This is a genomic window from Dapis purpurea BLCC-M126, from assembly GCF_050015975.1.
Taxonomy (GTDB): domain Bacteria; phylum Cyanobacteriota; class Cyanobacteriia; order Cyanobacteriales; family Microcoleaceae; genus Trichodesmium.
In genome coordinates this window covers 1-19,099 of the sequence record NZ_JBNHER010000190.1, presented here as the reverse complement: position 1 = coordinate 19,099, position 19,099 = coordinate 1, and the positions used below count along the sequence as shown (strand labels likewise).

The 19,099-nt window shown below is 38.9% G+C and carries 4 protein-coding genes; all 4 read right to left on the bottom strand.

Features of this window, described 5'->3' with window-relative positions:
• Nucleotides 1-215 precede the first annotated feature (215 nt).
• The gene (locus ACP6PL_RS16670; RefSeq protein WP_426546386.1) at nucleotides 216-5,603 is read right to left on the bottom strand and encodes an AAA family ATPase; all 5,388 of its coding nucleotides are present in this window, start codon (nucleotides 5,601-5,603) and stop codon (nucleotides 216-218) included.
• A 148-nt stretch (nucleotides 5,604-5,751) separates the two neighbouring features.
• The gene (locus tag ACP6PL_RS16665; protein WP_426546385.1) at nucleotides 5,752-11,100 is read right to left on the bottom strand and encodes a trifunctional serine/threonine-protein kinase/ATP-binding protein/sensor histidine kinase; all 5,349 of its coding nucleotides are present in this window, start codon (nucleotides 11,098-11,100) and stop codon (nucleotides 5,752-5,754) included.
• A 179-nt stretch (nucleotides 11,101-11,279) separates the two neighbouring features.
• Entirely contained in the window at nucleotides 11,280-17,402 is a 6,123-nt protein-coding gene (locus tag ACP6PL_RS16660) for an AAA family ATPase (protein WP_426546384.1), read from the bottom strand.
• Between the two features lie 76 nt (nucleotides 17,403-17,478).
• Nucleotides 17,479-19,099: GAF domain-containing sensor histidine kinase (locus tag ACP6PL_RS16655; protein ID WP_426546383.1), on the bottom strand; the 1,621-nt coding region annotated here is incomplete at its 5' end.

The following is a 19,099-nucleotide window of genomic DNA, read 5'->3' as shown; positions in this document are numbered from 1 at the left end:
TGACTCCTGACTCCTCCCTCATTTATTTATAACTATTCAACCGGACATGATATAATAGACATCTCTGATAATCAAAAATCAAATCAATTATAGCGAATAAATAATCAATTCTTTCCCCTCCTGGGAGGGTTTAGGAGTGGGTTCCCTACTCCCTGCTCCCTACTCCCTGCTCCCTACTCCCTCTTTTCCGGAGAAGTCTAATGATAATGACTAGGTTAAATTGGAATATCTATGATAAATTCAGTACCTTTTTCCGATTGGGAAATACACTGTAATTGTCCTCCGTGCTGTTCTGTAATTATTTGGTAACTAATAGACAACCCTAGCCCTGTTCCTTGACCAACCGGTTTGGTTGTGAAGAAGGGGTCAAAAATACGTTCCTGAGTAGTTTGACTCATTCCTGGCCCATTGTCAGTAATGAAAATCCTGATACTTTCCTGGTTCTGCATTTGAGTGGTAATACTAATGTTAGGACAATCTTGCCCTTCATAGGTAGTTAAAGCATCAATGGCGTTAGTGATAATCTGTAGAAACACTTGATTGAGTTGACTGGCATAACAGTTAATTGGTGCTAGTTGACCATAATTTTTAACTATGGCAATATCAGGGCGGGAACTATTACCTCTGAGGCGATGCTGCAAAATCATTAAGGTATTCTCTAATCCTTCATGGATATCTACTTGCTTTTTTTCAGATTCGTCGAGACGGGAGAAGTTGCGTAAACCGAGAATAATTTGGCTGATGCGATCGCCACCTGTTTGCATGGAATCAAAGATTTTTTCTATATCATCACACAAGAATTCTAGGTCTATCTCTTCTAATTTTTCTTTTATAGCAGCACTGGGAGCGGATGAGTCCTGGTAAAGGTTGAGGACGTCGAGTAAGTCCTCGACATATCCACGAGCGTGAGTGATATTACTTGAAATAAAGGTAATGGGATTATTGATTTCATGGGCAATTCCTGCCACCATTTGACCTAAAGAAGACATTTTTTCGGTTTGGATGAGTTGAGCTTGTGTCTGCTGCAATTGTTGCAAGGTTTGTTGCAAGTGTTGGTTATTTTCTTGGAGTTGCTGGGTTCTCTGTTGAACTTGAACTTCTAGGTTATGGCTATAGTCTTCTAGATGTTGGTAAAGTCTGGCGTTTTGGATGGATATTGCTGCTTGGGCGGTAAGTAGATTGAGTACTTCGATACGCTCTTGAGTAAAAGCTTCTGTGGTGAGATGGTTTTCTAAGTAGAGGATGCCTATGAGTTTTCCTTGGTTGAGAATGGGAATGCAAAGAATACTTTTGGGTTGTTGTTTGAGGAAATAAGTATCAGCAGTCAAGGTGTTGTTTTCTTCAAGGTTGTTGAGTAGCAGTGTCTCTTGAGTTCGTTTTACAGTGTTGATGATGCTGCTAGGTACAGTTTTTGTTTGATCCAGGGAAATAATGCTAATGTCACAAGTTTTATTATTGCATTGAGCAACAATTTCCCAATTATCAGAGTTATTTAACAATAAGACTCCTTTGTTAGCTCCTGCATTCTCGATTAGAATCTGCATTAACTTAGACAGCAACGCATCAAGTTCGATTTCTTCGGAGATAGCTCTGGAGGCTTTGATTGCAGATTCATGATCTAGCAAAAAGGTTATGCTAGTGACTGTATCTGAGGGTTGATTTGAGGTGAAATTGTTGTGAGAATTACCAGTTTCTCTTATTTCCAAGATGGAGTTGAGGAGTTGGGGATATTTGGTTTCGAGCTGGTTGGTTTTAGCCTCTGCCCCCCAACGAGCATAACAGTAGTAGGCTTCAATCATATAGTCAGCAGCGACTCTGTTTTTGCCCCACTCAAGGTAGAATTTTGCTGCTAGTTCATTGGCAAGGGCTTCTTCTTGGATATATTCGTTGGCTTTGGCTCCAGAAATAGCCTGATCGTATAGTTCTATGGCTTCTGCTTTTTGCCCCTTAATTCGGCAAATTTCTGCTGCTACCAAATCAACTTTGTGTTGATGATTCATGGGAGCGTATTTGGCCCAATGCTGTTGTATTTGTGCTTGGTTGGCTTCTACTTGTGGGAATATTTCTGATATTGACTGCGATTTTGAAGTCAAAGCAGCTAAAGCAATCAAAGAATCATAGAAATAAAATACAGGTTCACCAATAAGTCCCACACCTGCCACTAAATAGGGTCTGACTTCAATTGCCTGGTTTTGAGCAGATTCAATTTCTTCAAACAAGTAGCCAAGCATCAGCTTATATATATAGAAGAAATACAATGCAACAAATTGACGGTCTTCGAGCAATTGTATAGACTCAGTTTCTTGGAAAGCTTCTCCAGACAAAATCGTTGGATTTTCTGCAACTCCTAGCAAATTCAACATAGATTGCCAATGGATTCGGCACCTAGTGGCTGTTGTCAATTGATTCAATTGCACTAAGGCATGGCAGTAAGTACGAGTTTCCTGCTCCAAAGTTACAAGGGGCTGACCACACCAAAAAGAATGGTAGCAAATGGTTTGAGCATTATATCCTGCATCTTCTAATTTTCCCACTTCTCGCCCGACTCCATAACCATCTTTCAGAACTGATAGCGTTGTTTTGATGTGAGATTGACGGTGTAATATGAAATATCCTAACACACATAATACCTGAGATTTGACAGCTTTAGCATCCATTTGGGAAACGACCTCAAGTGCTAAGTGACCAAATTTGACCCCAGTATCCACATCTTGTTTCATATTACAAGCAATGATTCCATAGCAAGCATAAGCAAAAGCTGAAACTGATATGTTTCCATATTGAATTGATAGCTTAACCGACAATAAAACTATTAAGGGAAATAAGGGAGAAGCAGACATGGAAGCCGCTGGGATGATACTGTTAGCGATCTTGACAATAGCGATTTTTTCAACATCTGTCATCTGAGGGAGGTGAATCAATTCTTCAATTTCTCTGTCTCCAATTAGTGTTTCCACTTCTGCAATTTCTTGTTTAATATCGTCCTGTGTAGGCTTATGTGGCAAGATAATACCTAGCTTTTGTAAGAATTCTTGGGCAATGGCAATAGCCTGAGTCGGTTGACTTCGAGAAACATTAGATTGAATTCTAATTCGGTAAACATTCACCTGTTCTAATAAAGTATGTGCCTGTTCGATCACTATTTTAATGTACTGTTCCATGGCCTCAAAATCACCACAGAGTGAAGCCAACTCCGCCGTTAAGTTATGAAATTCTAGACTCGTTTCATATTGACGTGTCCATAGGTTCTCTCCCAGCAAGGATAATCCTGTGCTAGCATATTCACGACCCCCTTGATAGGCGGTGGCAGCTCTGGCTTTGCGACAAGCAATTAAGTTGAGATTGGCTAATTCATCCCTTTCTTTTTGTTGGGTAATTAAGCCTTTTCCATAATTTAATTGATTCACTATCTCAAAGATGTTGTCTACTCTTGCTTCTGGGGGGATCTGTTCTAGCAACAATTGTCCGATGTGATAATGGGTTGTTTGTTTTTCCTCTTCTGGAATCAAAAAATAAGCAGCCTGTTGCACTCGGTCATGTAAGAAACGATAATTCACTGTTACCGTATGATTTGGGGTCTCTTTTTCACTACCCTGGAAAAACTTGTAAGCCTCACTCATAGGTAGAATTAACCCTTCTTTTAATGCTCCCCAAATATTTGTAGCTACCTCATCTTGGGATTCCTCACACACTACTGTCAACGTCTCTAAGTCAAATTGGTTCCCAATACACGCAGCTAACTTCAACACTTTCTGCGCTCCTACTGTCAATTTCTGTAAGCGTTTGGCCATAAATTCAACTACATCATCTGTCAGTGCTGCATCATGCACTTTCACCATATCGCATTCCCAATAACCCAACTCCTGATTAAATCTCATCAACTCATCAACCTGTAATCCCTTCAAAAACTGTGTGGTAAAAAACGGGTTGCCTTGGGTTTTTTGATACACTAATTTAGTCAGGGGTAGAGCTAATTTTTGACTACAACTCAGAGTATCTGCAACTAATTGATTAATGTGATCTGGAGCTAATGGCTCCAAGGTTATAGTGGAAATAATCGCTTGATTTTTCTCTAGTTCACCTAAACTCAACATCAAAGGATGAGCTGGAAATACTTCATTATCACGATAGGCTCCCAGCAGTAATAAATATCCACCTTCTGTGCTACCCATTAAAACTTTTATCAGGTTCAGCGATGCTGAGTCTGCCCATTGTAAATCATCTAAAAACATTACTACTGGATGTTCCGCAGCAGTAAATACAGCAATAAATTTTTGAAATAGTAAGTTAAAACGGTTTTGAGCAGCACTGCCTGATAGTTCGGTAACTGCTGGTTGAGTACCGATAATCTTTTCTAGTTCTGGTATTACTTCAATAATGACTTGAGCATTTTCTCCTAAGGCGTTGAGTATCTTGGTTTTCCAATTTATCAATTCTGTATCCGACTCACTCAGTAGTTGTGTCATTAAGTCTCGGAAGGCTTGCAAAACAGCAGAGAAGGGAATATTGCGATTGAATTGGTCGTATTTTCCTTTGATGAAATAGCCTCTTTGCTTAACTATGGGTTTATGAACTTCATTCACAACAGCCGTTTTGCCAATCCCGGAAAATCCTGCGACTAACATCATTTCTGTTTGGCCTGTTGTCACTCTTTCAAAAGCATCAATTAGCTTTTTGACTTCGGTTTCCCTGCCGTAGAGTTTTTCAGGAATAATGAAGCGATCGCTCATATCCCTTGCTCCCAAATCAAAGAATGTAATTTCTCCTGTAGTTTCTAACTGTTGTAGGCATTGTTGTAAATCGTGCTTCAAGCCCAAGGCACTTTGATAACGGTCTTCGGCATTTTTGCTCATCAACTTGATGACTATTTCTTGTAACAGTTCTGGTATTTTAATTTCTATTGGAAACTTCGCTTTCTGAGCAATATGACAATGCACTAATTCTATCGGATCAGTACTTTCAAAGGGTAATTTTCCAGTTAATAGTTCAAAGAATGTTACTCCCAGAGAATAGAAGTCAGTGCGGTAGTCAATACCTCGATTCATCCGTCCGGTTTGTTCGGGAGAGATGTAGGCGAGGGTTCCTTCCAGAACATTGGGGTTGAGCAGTTGTTGTTGTTCGGTAGGTAATAAACTGGAGATGCTAAAGTCAATGAGTTGGACTTGGTTAGTTTCGGGGTGGATCAGTATATTACTAGGTTTAATATCTTTGTGGATGATCCTTTGTTGGCTCAGATACTGGAGAACTTCTGCTAGCTGGATGGCGATCTTGAGGAAATTTTTCAGGTTTGGCTGTGAGTTTTGCCAATAGTCGGAAAGAGCTATCGCCCCTTCATCTGGCATAATTAGAGCATAGCCATTACCATAGCGTTCTAGGGCTAGAGGTTTAACAATTGCTGGATGTTTCAGGTTACAAGTGATGATGTATTGATTGCGGAATTGGACTAATTCATTGAAACTGGGGTGGGGGTTGCGTAAGATTTTGATAATGACTGGTTTCTTGTCACAAATACGCTGGCTACGATACACTAGAGTGCGTGTTCCTTGGTATAAGTTTTCGTTTAGGTAGCAGTCGGAAAGGTTAAGTATAATAGTGTTATTCATATTAGGCGGATTTAATTTAGGTTAAGTTCAAGTTTTTGGGAATATTTTGGTCAGAGTTAAATATACCTCTCCGGAAAATAGGGAGTAGGGAGTAGGGGACCCACCCCTAACCCCTCCTAGGAGGGGAAAATAATTGATTATTTCTGCATTATCGGGGATGTCTAATGGGAATATCTATGATAAATTCAGTACCTTTTTCCGGTTGAGAAATACACTGCAATTGTCCTCCGTGCTGTTCTGTGACTATTTGGTAACTAATAGATAGCCCCAGTCCAGTACCTTGACCAACTGGTTTAGTCGTAAAAAAGGGATCAAAAATACGTTGCTGAACAGTCTCACTCATTCCTGGCCCATTGTCAGCAATGCAAATCTTGATATTATCCTTGTTCTGCATTTGAGTGGTAATACTAATTTCCGGACAATCTTGCCCTTCGGAGGTAGTTAAAGCATCAATAGCGTTGGTGAGAATAGACAGAAACACTTGATTGAGTTGACTGGGGTAGCAGTTGACTGGGGGAAGTTGACCATAGTTTTTAACTATAGCAATATCTGAGCAGGAGCCATTACCTCTGAGACGATGTTGCAACATCATTAAAGTATTCTCTAACCCTTCATGAATATCTACCTGTTTTCTTTCTGATTCCTCCAGACGGGAGAAGTTGCGTAAACCGAGAATAATTTTGCTGATACGCTCGCTTCCTGTTGCCATAGAATCAAATATTTGTTCTAAATCATCACATAAGAATTCTAACTCTATCTCTTCTAATTTGTCTTCTATGATAGCACTGGTAGGAGAGGAGTCTTGTTGGTAGAGGTTGAGTAGTTCTAATAAGTCCTGGAAATAACCGCGAGCGTGAGTGATATCACCGGAAATAAAGGTGATGGGATCGTTGATTTCGTGAGCAATTCCGGCCACCATTTGACCCAAAGAAGACATTTTTTCAGTTTGGATGAGTTGATTTTGAGTTTGCTGCAATTTTTCCAGAGTTTGTTGCAAGTGTTGGGTTCTCTGCTCAACTTTAACTTCTAGCTGGTGGTAAAATCTAGCGTTTTCAATAGAGATGGCTGCCTGGGCGGTAAGCAGATTGATAACTTCTATGCGTTCTGGAGTGAAAGCTTCTCTGGTGAAGTTATTTTCCAGGTAGAGGATACCAATCAATTTTCCTTGGTTGAGAATGGGAGTACAGAGAATACTGTTAGGTTGTTTTTGAATAAAGTAGGGATCAGTTGTGAAGTTATTGTCTTGTTCAAAGTTGTTAATGATTAAGGTCTCTTGTGTCCGTTTAATGGTATTAATAATTGTATGGGGTAGATCTTCAGTTTGCTCTAGGGAAATAGTGCATAAGTGACAAACTTCACAATCGCATTGAGTGACAATTTCCCAATGATCGGAGTAATTTAACAGTAATATTCCCTTGTTAGCTCCAGCATTCTTGATGAGAATCTGCATTAATTTACATACCAAAGAGTTCAATTCAATTTCCTCAGAGATAGCTTGGGAAGCTTTGATAGCAGAGGCATGATCTAGGAAAACATTTGTTGTAGTAACGGTATCTGAGGATTGAGTTGAGGTGAAATTGTTGTGGGAATTACCAGTTTCTCTTTTTTCTAAGATGGGGCTAAGGAATTGGGGATATTTTGTTTCGAGCTGCTGGATTTTAGCCTTTGCTCCCCATTGAGCATAGCAATAGTAAGCTGATTCCATATATTCTACAACCAATTTTTCCTTACCCCAGTCTAGGTAAAATTTGGCTGCCAGTTCGTTTGCTAAAGCTTCTTCTTGGATATGTTCGTTAGCTTGAGCTTCTGCTATAGCGCGATCATATAGCTCGATTGCTTCTAACTTTTTATCCAGACACCGACATTGTTCTGCCTCAACTAAAAGATACTTATGTAGAAAGTTTTCTGAACAGCTATCTGACCAAATTTTTAGCTGCTGCTGATTTGATTCTATTTGCTGCCAAGCATTATTCTGTTCTTCTTCAGACATACCAGAATACAAATTGAGTAAAATTAGAGAACTATAATAATAGTAACAACTAGAGGTTGTAAAGCCTTGGATATAATTAATAATCTGTTTTGCTTTGATTAGATAATTTAAACCGACCTCAAAGTTTCCTGTTAAACAGGAAAGGTGCATTCTCAGAATGTAATACAGACAAACTGAAACCCAGATTTGGGATGCTTCTATACGAGTGATTGTTTGTTCAACTTCAATCATTGCATCATTGCCTTTTTCTGTCTCTTGCTCTAGGCAGAGTTTGGTAACAAAAATTTTGGCTGTTGCAAGTGCTACTTGAACAAGCTCATTCTGGACTTTATCTGCCACTAACTCATATTTTTCTATATCCAGGGCAACTGCTGCTAAATTTTCTCCTTGGAATAATCGATTGAAAATATTACCGAATAAGTTATAAGCAGCATATTGAATTTCTCCAGACTCCAATCCTGCTAGAAAGCTTTCATAATTTAAATCTGCTGCTCCTTTTATTGGTTTTGCCCAAGGGTGAATCCAAGCTGCAAGCAAGAATCCAGCATGACTCCTGTGGGATTTACTATTGAGTTTGTAACTGAGTTGCATAGCTAAATCTGCAAACTCATAACTCCTTTGATACTGCCCTTGAAGCACTAGAAGTAATCCATAGTTGACATAAGCCTTGATTGAATCAGGAATATTTCCATGTTTAATTGAAAGGCAAGCTGCTCTTATAGAGACAAAACTGTAAAGTTCAATTTTGGAGGTGATATATGTTGGTTGATCTAGACAAATTAGCAATTTAATCGTTGCTTGAATAAGTGGTTCAACTGTTGTTGGTAAATCTAATAGTGAGCAGATGGATCGTTCTGTTAAACTCTGATTAATAGAAGCAAATTCTAACTCAACTTGCTTAGTCAGATTATTGGTATCAATCTCAATTCCCAGTTTTTTTAATCCCATCAAACCTGCCTGAATTGCTTCTTCATATTTACCTTGTAGAGAAAATTGACCGACTTGAATAACATAAAAATCTACCAGATCTATAGGAGAACTCACCCATTCTAAAGCCATGGCAATTGTCATCTCCAATTCCTCATATTTGGCATGACTTAACTGAGCTGCTGCCAGATGACGATACAGACTTAAACTCAAGTTATATTGATTAACCCAGGCATCTTTTTCTAGTAAGCTAATACCTGTTTCTAAATACTCAATTGCAGCTTGATAAGCTGTAGCAGATGTAGCTTTTTGACCAGCGGATAAGTTTAGTTGTGCTAGTTTCTCTTGCTCCCTTTTATCATTTATCAGAGATTGGCCAAAGTTGAGATGGTTAACAATATCAAAAAGTCTCTCATCCTGTTCTGTTTGGTAAAGGTTTGTTAGCATCAGTTGACCAATATGGTAATGGGTAGCTGGTTTTTGAGCAGCAGAAATTAATGAGTAGGCTGCTTGTTGCACCCTGTCGTGCAAAAAGCGATAATTAACTGAAATCTTTTCTAGTTCTTGTTCTTGGTATCCCTGGAAAAACTTATAGGTTTGAGTTTCAGGAATTACAAAACCTTCTTGTAATGCTCCCCATAAATCTGTTGCCACTTCCTCTTGAGTTTTTTCGCACACTACCGTCAATATTGCCAAGTCAAAACGGTTCCCCAGACAAGCTGCTAACTTCAATACATTTTGAGTAGCTTCCGGTAGTTTCTGTAAACGTCCTACCATGAATTCCACTACATCATCCGTCAGAGCTAATTGCTGTATCTGACTTAAATTACATTGCCAATATCCCTGTTCCCCATTCAATTTGAGCAAGTTTTCCTGATGCAAACCTTTCAAAAATTGAGTCGTAAAAAATGGATTTCCTCCTGTTTTTTGAGCGACTAATTCAGACAACGGTGTAGCAATTTCCGTTGAACAAAGTAATGTATCGGCAACTAACTTTGTAATATCTTTTTTGTCTAAGGGAGTTAAGGTAATAGTATTAATATTTGCATCTTGCTTTTTGATTTCATCAAGGGTGAGCATCAATGGATGAGCTGGAAAAATTTCATTATCTCGATAAGCTCCTAATATTAATAAATAACCTGTTTCTGATTCAATAATTAATACTTTCAGTAAGTTCAATGATGCAGAATCTGCCCACTGTAAATCATCTAAGAATATTACTAAGGGATGGTCTGCAGTGGTAAAAATACTCACAAATTTACTAAATAATAGATGAAAACGATTTTGAACTGCACTACCTGATAGCTCGCTTGCTGGTGGTTGTTTGCCTATAATTAGTTCCAGTTCAGGAATTACGTCTATGAGAACTTGACCATTATCTCCCACAACTGAGAGGATTTTTTCTTTCCAATTGGCTAAATTTGTATCAGATTCTCCTAATAATTGACTCATTAAATCTCGGAAAGCTGAGACAAAGGCACTAAAGGGTATATTGCGATTGAATTGGTCATATTTTCCTTTGATGAAATATCCCCTTTCCCTGACTATGGGTTTATGAACTTCATTCACAACAGCAGTTTTACCAATCCCAGAAAATCCTGCGACTAACATCATTTCTGTTTGCCCTGCTGTCACTCTCTCGAAAGCATCAAGTAGAATGTTTACTTCCTGCTCTCTACCGTAGAGTTTTTCAGGTATCAGGAAGCGATCGCTGTTATCCCGCATTCCTAACCCAAATGATGTAATTTTCCCTTTAGTTTCTAACTGTTGCTGACATTGTTGTAAATCGTGCTTCAAGCCTAAAGCACTCTGATAACGTTCTTCGGCATTTTTCCTCATCAACTTGAGGACTATTTCTTGTAATAGTTCTGGTATTTGAGTTTCTCTTGGAAATTTTGCTTTCTGAGCAATATGACAATGCACTAATTCTATCGGATCACTACTTTCAAAGGGTAATTTGCCAGTTAATAGTTCAAAGAAGGTTACACCTAGAGAATAGAAGTCAGTGCGGTAGTCAATACCTCGATTCATCCGTCCAGTTTGTTCGGGAGAGATGTAGGCGAGGGTTCCTTCCCAAACATTGGGGTTAACCAGTTGTTGTTGTTCAGTAGGTAATAAACCGGAGATGCTGAAGTCAATAAGTTGAACTTGGCTAGTTTCTGGGTGGATAACTATATTACTAGGTTTAATGTCTTTGTGAATAATCTGTTGTTGGCTCAGATAGTGGAGAACTTCTGCTAGTTGAATAGCAATGTGGAGGAAATTTGTCAGACTTTGATCTGAGTTTTGCCAATACTTAGAGAGGGGGATAGCTCCTAAGTCTGGCATAATTAGAGCATAGCCATTACCATAACGTTCTAGGGCTAGAGGTTTAACAATGGCTGGATGTTCTAGGTGACGAGTGATGATGTATTGGTTGCGGAATTGGACTAATTCATTGAAACTGGGGTGGGAGTTGCGTAAGATTTTGATAATTACTGGTTCGCGAGGGGTGTCTCGGATAGCTCGATAGACTAAGGTGCGTGTTCCGGTATATATTTGATTTGTTTCTTGATATGTAGGTAAATTAAGCTTCATCATCTCCAGGAAAATTCAGAAAAGATAATTACTTTGATTTTACTACATTTTTACCTAGAGTTTAATAAAATTTAACTCCCTCAAAATCTGCTTGAATTTTTATTGGTATTGTTCAACACATAGTTTTTTTTTCATCCCTAGAGCTTCACAACTATTCCTGAAAATATGATTAATGCCTGATTCTAGGCCATCGGTAGGGTGATGGTAAATATTGTACCTTGCCCAACTGTAGAATCACAGATAATCTTACCGCCGTGTTTCTCCGTCATGATTTGATAAGCGATCGCCATCCCTAACCCTGTACCTTTCCCTACTCCTTTTGTTGTAAAACCCTGTTCAAATATTCGCTCTTTAGTCTTTTGCTTCATTCCACTACCATTGTCTTCTATCTTAATCTCCACTTGATTGTCCCCAACTACAGAAGTATGAACTGTAATCCGATTTGGATTTTCCTTAATCTCTGCCAATGTTTTACCCATATTGGCTTCCTCAAAAGCATCTATCGCATTTGCTAAAATATTCATAAATACCTGATTCAATTGCCCCGGAAAACATTCCACCTGGGGCACATCTCCATACTTTCTCACAATTTCGATTTCTGGACGTTTTTCGTTAGCTTTGGTGCGATGTTTGAGAATTAGTAATGTGCTATCAATTCCTTGATGGATATTAAATGTTGTCTTATGTTCCTGATCTTTGCGAGCAAAAGTTCGTAAACTACTACTAATATTACGAATTCGCCCTACTCCCACATTCATCGACTCTAGCAATTTTGGTAAATCTTCACGGATAAATTCTAGTTCTATTGCTTCAATTTCTTCTGCTATTACTTCTGTTGGTTGAGGATATTCTGATTGATATAAATCAATTAACCCCAGTAAATCTTGCACATATTCTGTCGCTGGTTGAATATTACCTTCTAAAAAGCCTGTGGGATTATTAATTTCATGGGCAACTCCTGCCATTAAGTTGCCTAATGCTGACATTTTCTCACTTTGCACTATTTGCAATTGTGTTTTTTGTAGGTCTTGCAGTGCTTGTTCCAGAGCTTGAGATTTTTCTATTAGGGTAGTTTCGGTTGCCTTGAGCTGACTAATATCTCGCATGATAGTCGAAAAATATTCTGGCACTCCATCAGTAGATTTGTGAGCAATAATAATTTGGGAAACTGGAATTTCTCGTCCTTGTGAATCTATAACCGCTGTTTCCCCAAACCAAGTTCCATGACGAGCTGCTGTAGGAATACCTTGATTGAAAATTATTTCATTAGCCCACTGGGGATGGCTTTGTGTGAGTTTAAATGAGTTTCCTGCACTATGTAACTCTGGGCATAGTTTCTTAAATTCAGCATTCATCCATAGTACATTACCTTCAGTATCTGCCATGCCAACATAATCAGAAGTCGCTTCTAAAATAGCAGTGAGACGTTTTTGTTCTTGTTCTAGTTGTATGTGATGGCTAATATCCTCATAACTACCTAATATGCCGTATACCTCTCCAGTTTCATCACACAGTGGAATTTTGTTTGTATCTAGCCACCGTGTTGTACCATCAATCTGCCTTTGTGTTTCAATAATGTGTAATTCAGCTTGGTTAGATTCCATAACACGGCGGTCATATTCTCGAAATGAATCAGCCTCCTCTTGATTACAAGCCAGATCGTAATCAGTTTTACCCACAATGTTTTCCGGAGAATTGAGACCTAGCATTGTGGCAAATTTTTGGTTGCACCCTAAATAATTGGAGTTTCTGTCCTTCCAGAAAATGACTTGTGGAATTGTATCAATAACTTTTCTGAGTAAGTTTTGCGATTGTTTAACTTGTTGTAGCGATAATTCTGACTTCTGATGCAGTTGAGCATTTTTAATTGAAATGGCAGCTTGGTTACAAAGAAAGTTGAGTATGAGAGTACGCTCTCGGGTAAAAATCCCACTGGTAAGTTGATTTTGTACATACAGAATGCCCACCGATTTTCCCTGATTTAACATCGGTAAACACAAAAGACTTTGGGGTTGATTTTGGTTAAGGTATTCATCAAAAATTGGCAAGTCGGTGTCAAGGTTATTAATAACTAACACTTCTTTGGTATTTTTAACGTATTGGATGAGTTTAACTGGTAAGCTAGAATTGTCTACTAGCGGTTTGGCACACAATTCGGTGCTATCTGTGGTAGCAGTAGCTCTGAGCTGCCAAGAGCTATTATCATCAGGTATGAGAATAAAGCAGCGATCACCACCGGAATTTTCCAGAATAATCTGGCTCAATTGATGGAGCAGTCGATCGAGTTGAATAATTTCTGAAAGCGCCTGAGAAGATTTCAACACCGAAGCAAAATCGAGAGTAGTATTGATACCTGTTGTAGAGGAGTAAGTTGCTGTTTGAGAGGAATGAATTGACAGTTTGGGTTGAGCAATACTTGTCAGAGTATCAAATAAATTAGTAGATTGGACTTGTTGCTGGAAAATAGGTTGGAGTAATTCGGGATAGCGCTTTTCTAGGTCGTCAGTTTTGGCTTTGGCTCCCCACCGAGCATAACAATAGTAAGCTTCTTGCATATAGCCTGCTGCAACTTTTTCTTTGCCCCAGTCTAGGTAGAATTTGGCTGCAAGTTCGTTAGCAAGGGCTTCTTCTTGGATATATTCGTTTTCTTTAGCTCCGGCAATGGCGCGATCATAGAACTCAATTGCTTTGATTTTATCATTTAGCAAGTGATTATATTCTGCAGAAACTAGGTTGAATTTATGTAAATAATTGCTTGGTGCATATTCGGATAACTGACGTAACTTTATCTGATTGATATCTACCTGGTTGAGTAAAGCATGGCGATGAATTTCATTCTGTGTAGATTTAAACTTAGATAACAAAGCAAGGGAATAATAAAAATTGTGGGCAGCAGTTAGCAAAATTCCAAATGCTGCTTCTTGACTTGCAACAGCTTGAATTGCGTGTTCATTCGCAAAATCATAACGTTCAAATATATAACAGGCAATTAATTGTGTCAGGTGAAAGGCAAACAAACATTGGTGATTATTAGTTGCTTCAAAATGGGCAAGTTTGGATTTCTTCTCTGTCTGATTTTGCTCTACACCTGTCACTTCATCTGTTACTTGGAACCACAGTTGGGAATATTCAATACAATGTTCTTGCTTAAGATTCTCTATAACTGAAAAATAGTTTTTTTGAGCGTCATAAAATTGTTCAATAGGAATACCCAAAATAAACAGATGAGAGAAATAAGCCATGATGCAATAGCTGACATATTCGATATCACCAATATCTAATCCAACCTCAATACCTTGTTTAAGGAGAGGTAGTGTTGTTTTTCCTGAGTCTTTACAGGCGCAAACAAATACTGCAAACAGCATATTAATTTTGGTTCGCAGTTTACGGGCGGGGAACTTTTCTAGAAGTAAGAGCGAAAGTTTTCCGGAGCAGTGTGCAGTTTCCCGATCGTTAACCAGTGCCTCTAGGAAAAGTCCATAAATGCCATAGGCATAAGCTGTTAGATAGGAAAATCCTCTTTGTTGACACAATTCAACCATCGTTAGCACTACGGCTGGAAATAGTTCGGGCTTAACGTGATGGGTAGGTGGTGTAATGATGATGAGAATTCGCAGTGCTGCTAGGTAGGATGGATTCGTCATCTTAGGATAACTTGTTAAGCTGTATGGATCTGGTAATATAGGAATATTTTCTTTCCAGTCCGTTCGCTGTACTAAGGCAACACCAAGTTTTTTTAACGCATGCAAACCAGCTTCAATTGCTTGCAGTTGTTTGTCTTTGGCAATATAAACCTGCACTCTTAATTCATAAGATTTGATGCAGTCAATCATACGTTCTGAATTGTGCAATATTTCATTGATAAGTTGTTCCGAACGCTCGAATGCTGTACTTAGATAAGCTACTTCAGCAGCAGATTCATAGAGATTTATTGTGAGTTCATAATCTGTTTTCCAGCTTTCTGGATTTAGCATTTCTATTGCTTTGGTTGCATAGCCTTCAGCAATATCGTAAGCGGTAGAAGCTTTAGCGCGTTCGCAACCCATAAGATTAATCTCAATCAATGATCGCCTTTCGTTATCATCTGTTATCAACTCAGAACTCTTATTTAAATGATTTAGTACAGCAAAAAGATAGTCTGTTTCAGAAGCTTGTTGCATTTTTTGCATCAGCGACCTCCCAATTCGCAAATGAGTTTGCTGTTGTTGTTTATCAGGAATTAGAGAATAAGCAGCTTGTTGCAATCGGTCATGTAAGAAACGATAACCAACTGTAACCATCTCTTCCCTTGTCTCTTTGAAATCACCATGGAAAAATTTATACGCCTCACTAAGAGGTAAAATCAAGCCCTCTTGCAATGCTCCCCAAATATCTGTCGCGACATCTGCTTCTGGTTTCTCACACACCACTGCTAATGTCTCTAAGTCAAACTGATTCCCTATACAAGCAGCCAACTTTAATATCTCCTGCGTTTCTACTGCCAACTTTTGCAACCGCCCCGCCACAAATTCCACCACATCATCTGTAATGGCTGCATTCCGTACCTGCATCAAGTCGCATTCCCAATACCCTAACCTCAGATTAAACTTAATCAGTTCATCTTCATGTAATCCCTTCAAAAACTGTGTTGTAAAAAACGGGTTGCCTTGAGTTTTTTGATAAACTAATTCAGTAAAAGGTCGAGCTAATTCTTGAGTACAGTTCAAGGTGTCTGCTACCAATTGATTTATGCTATCAACAGCTAATGGTGGTAAAGTGATTTTGGAAATAACTGCCTGCTCTTTTTTTAACTCTCCTAGGCTCAAAATTAATGGATGAGATGGATACACTTCGTTATCCCGATATGCTCCCAGAAGCAGTAAATATTTAGTTTCTCCACCAGTCATCAATACTTTCATCAAGTTCAATGATGCTGAGTCTGCCCATTGTAAGTCATCTAAAAACATTACTACTGGATGTTCCGCAGCAGTAAATACAGCAATAAATTTTTGAAATAGTAAGTTAAAACGGTTTTGAGCAGCACTGCCTGATAGTTCGGTAACTGCTGGTTGAGTACCGATAATCTTTTCTAGTTCTGGTATTACTTCAATAATGACTTGAGCATTTTCTCCTAAGGCGTTGAGTATCTTGGTTTTCCAATTTATCAATTCTGTATCCGACTCACTCAGTAGTTGTGTCATTAAGTCTCGGAAGGCTTGCAAAACAGCAGAGAAGGGAATATTGCGATTGAATTGGTCGTATTTTCCTTTGATGAAATAGCCTCTTTGCTTAACTATGGGTTTATGAACTTCATTCACAACAGCCGTTTTGCCAATCCCGGAAAATCCTGCTACTAGCATCATTTCTGTTGCACCACCCGTGACGCGCTCAAAAGCATCAAGTAGGGTTTGAGCTTCCATTTCCCGTCCGTAGAGTTTGTCAGGAATAATAAAGCGATCGCTTACATCCCTTTGTCCCAACTCAAATGATGTAATTTCTCCTATAGTTTCTAACTGTTGTAGACATTGTTGTAAATCATGCTTCAATCCTAAAGCACCCTGATACCTCTCTTCCGGATTTTTGCCCATTAATTTCAGCACTATTTCTTGCAACATTTCCGGTACTTGAGTTGCTACTGGAAATTTGGCTTTCTGAGCAATATGACAATGCACTAACTTCATAGGATCTTTAGTAGTAAAGGGTAATTTTCGAGTTAGGAGTTGAAAAAATGTCACACCTAGAGAATAAAAATCTGTGCGATAATCAATCCCTCGATTCATCCGTCCTGTTTGCTCTGGGGAAATGTAGCTTAGAGTTCCTTCTAGAACCTTGGGATTGAGCAGTTGTTGTTGTTCAGTAGGTAATATGCTGGAAATACTGAAGTCAATGAGTTGAACTTGTCTAGTTTCAGGGTGGATGAGAATATTGGCGGGTTTAATATCTTTGTGGATAATACGTTGTACACTCAGATAGTGGAGAGCTTCTGCTAGTTGTATACCAATGTGGAGAAAATTGCTGAAAGTTCCCTCTGAGTTTTGCCAATAATCAGACAAAGCGATCGCTCCTAAGTCTTCCATAACTAGGGCATAACCTTTGCCATAGTGTTCTAGGAGGGCTAGAGGTTGAACAATTGCTGGATGTTTCAGGTGACGGGTGATAATGTATTGGTTGCGGAATTGAACTAATTCATTGAAATTAGGATGATTATTCCGTAAGACTTTGATAATTACTGGTTTCTTGTCCCAGTTCCGTTGGCCACGATAGACTAAAGTGCGTGTCCCTTGGTATAAATTTTCACTTATGTTGTAGTTGGGAAGATTAAGCATATTACTTATAATGTTCGGATTTGATTTAGGTAAATTTCAGGTTTTTGCTCAGATATCACTAATAACAATGACCAGGTTAAATTGGAATATCTATCATAAATTCAGTACCTTTTTCCGGTTGAGAAATACATTGTAATTGTCCTCCATGCTTTTCTGTTACTATTTGGTAACTAATAGACAATCCCAGTCCTGTTCCTTGACCAATTGGTTTAGTAGTAAAGAAGGGGTCAAAGATTGACTGGCAAATTCTCTCACTCATTCCTAGCCCGTTGTCAGCAATGCGAATCCTTGCTGTTTGCGAGTCTAGCATTTCGCTATCAATTTTAATTTTAGGACAATACTGCGCCTCGGAGGTAATTAAAGCATCAATAGCATTGGTGAGAATCTGTAGAAACACTTGATTAAGTTGACTGGCGTAACAGTTGATCAGGGGTAGTTGACCATAGTTTTTCACTATGGCAATATCTGGGCGGGAGCCATTACCTCTGAGGCGATGTTGCAAAATCATTAAAGTATTCTCTAATCCTTCATGGATATCTACGCGCTTCATACCTTGTTCGTCAAGGCGCGAGAAGTTCCGCAAACCCAGAATGATTTTGCTGATGCGATCGCTTCTTGTTTCCATGGAATCAAATACTTTTTCTAAATCCTCACATAAGAATTCTCGGTCTATCTCTTGTAATTTCTCTTGTGTAGCAGCAGTGGGAGGGAAAGAGTTTTCCTCGTAGAGCTCGAGCAGCTCTAGTAATTCCTGGAAATATTCGCGAGCGTGAGTGATATTACCTGAGATAAAGGTAATGGGATTGTTAATTTCATGGGCAATTCCGGCCACCATTTGCCCTAAAGAAGACATTTTTTCAGTTTGAATAAGTTGAGCTTGAGTCTGCTGCAATTTTTGTAGGGTTTGTTGCAAGTTTTGAGTTCTTTGCTCAACTTTAACTTCTAACTGCTGGTAAAGTTTGGCGTTTTCGATAGAGATGGCTGCTTGGGTAGTCAAGAGATTGAGAACTTCTAGGCGCTCTGGTGAAAATGCTTCTGTAGTGAGATGGTTTTCTAGGTAAAGGATGCCAATGAGTTTTCCTTGGTTGAGAATGGGAATGCACAGAATACTTTTGGGTTTTTGTTTGATCAAGTAGGGGTCAGTACTGAAAGTATTATTTTGTTCTAGGTTGTTGAGTAGCAGAGTCTCTTGAGTTCGTTTAATAGTGTTGATGATGCTGTTAGGTATGGTTTTAGTTTCAGCTACAGGAGTAGTGGATAGGTAACAAGTCTCGTTATTGAATTGAGCGACAATTTCCCAATTGTTAGAGTTGTTTAATAATAAGACTCCTTTGTTAGCTCCGGCATTCTCAATTAGAATCTGTATTAATTTAGAAAGCAAGGCATCAAGTTCTATTTCTTCGGAAATAGCTCTGGAGGCTTTGATAGCAGAGGCATAGTCTAGAAAAACAGTTGTGGTAGTTACTGTATCTAAGGTTTGAGTGGAGGTAAGACTATTGTGGAAATAATCATGTTCTCTTGTTTTCAGGATGGGGTTGAGGAGTTGGGGGTATAGTGTTTCTAGTTGGTTTGTTTTAGTCTTTGCTCCCCAACGGGCGTAGCAATAGTAGGCTTCTTCCATATAGCCAGCAGCAACTCTTTTTTTCCCCCAGTCTAGGTAGAATTTAGCTGCCAGTTCATTAGCTAATGCTTCTTCT

Excerpts from the sequence above, each read along its gene's own strand:
- ACP6PL_RS16670 (WP_426546386.1), bottom strand. The coding sequence starts at position 5,603 with ATGAATAACACTATTATACTTAACCTTTCCGACTGCTACCTAAACGAA.
- ACP6PL_RS16660 (WP_426546384.1), bottom strand. The coding sequence starts at position 17,402 with ATGCTTAATCTTCCCAACTACAACATAAGTGAAAATTTATACCAAGGG.
- ACP6PL_RS16665 (WP_426546385.1), bottom strand. The coding sequence starts at position 11,100 with ATGATGAAGCTTAATTTACCTACATATCAAGAAACAAATCAAATATAT.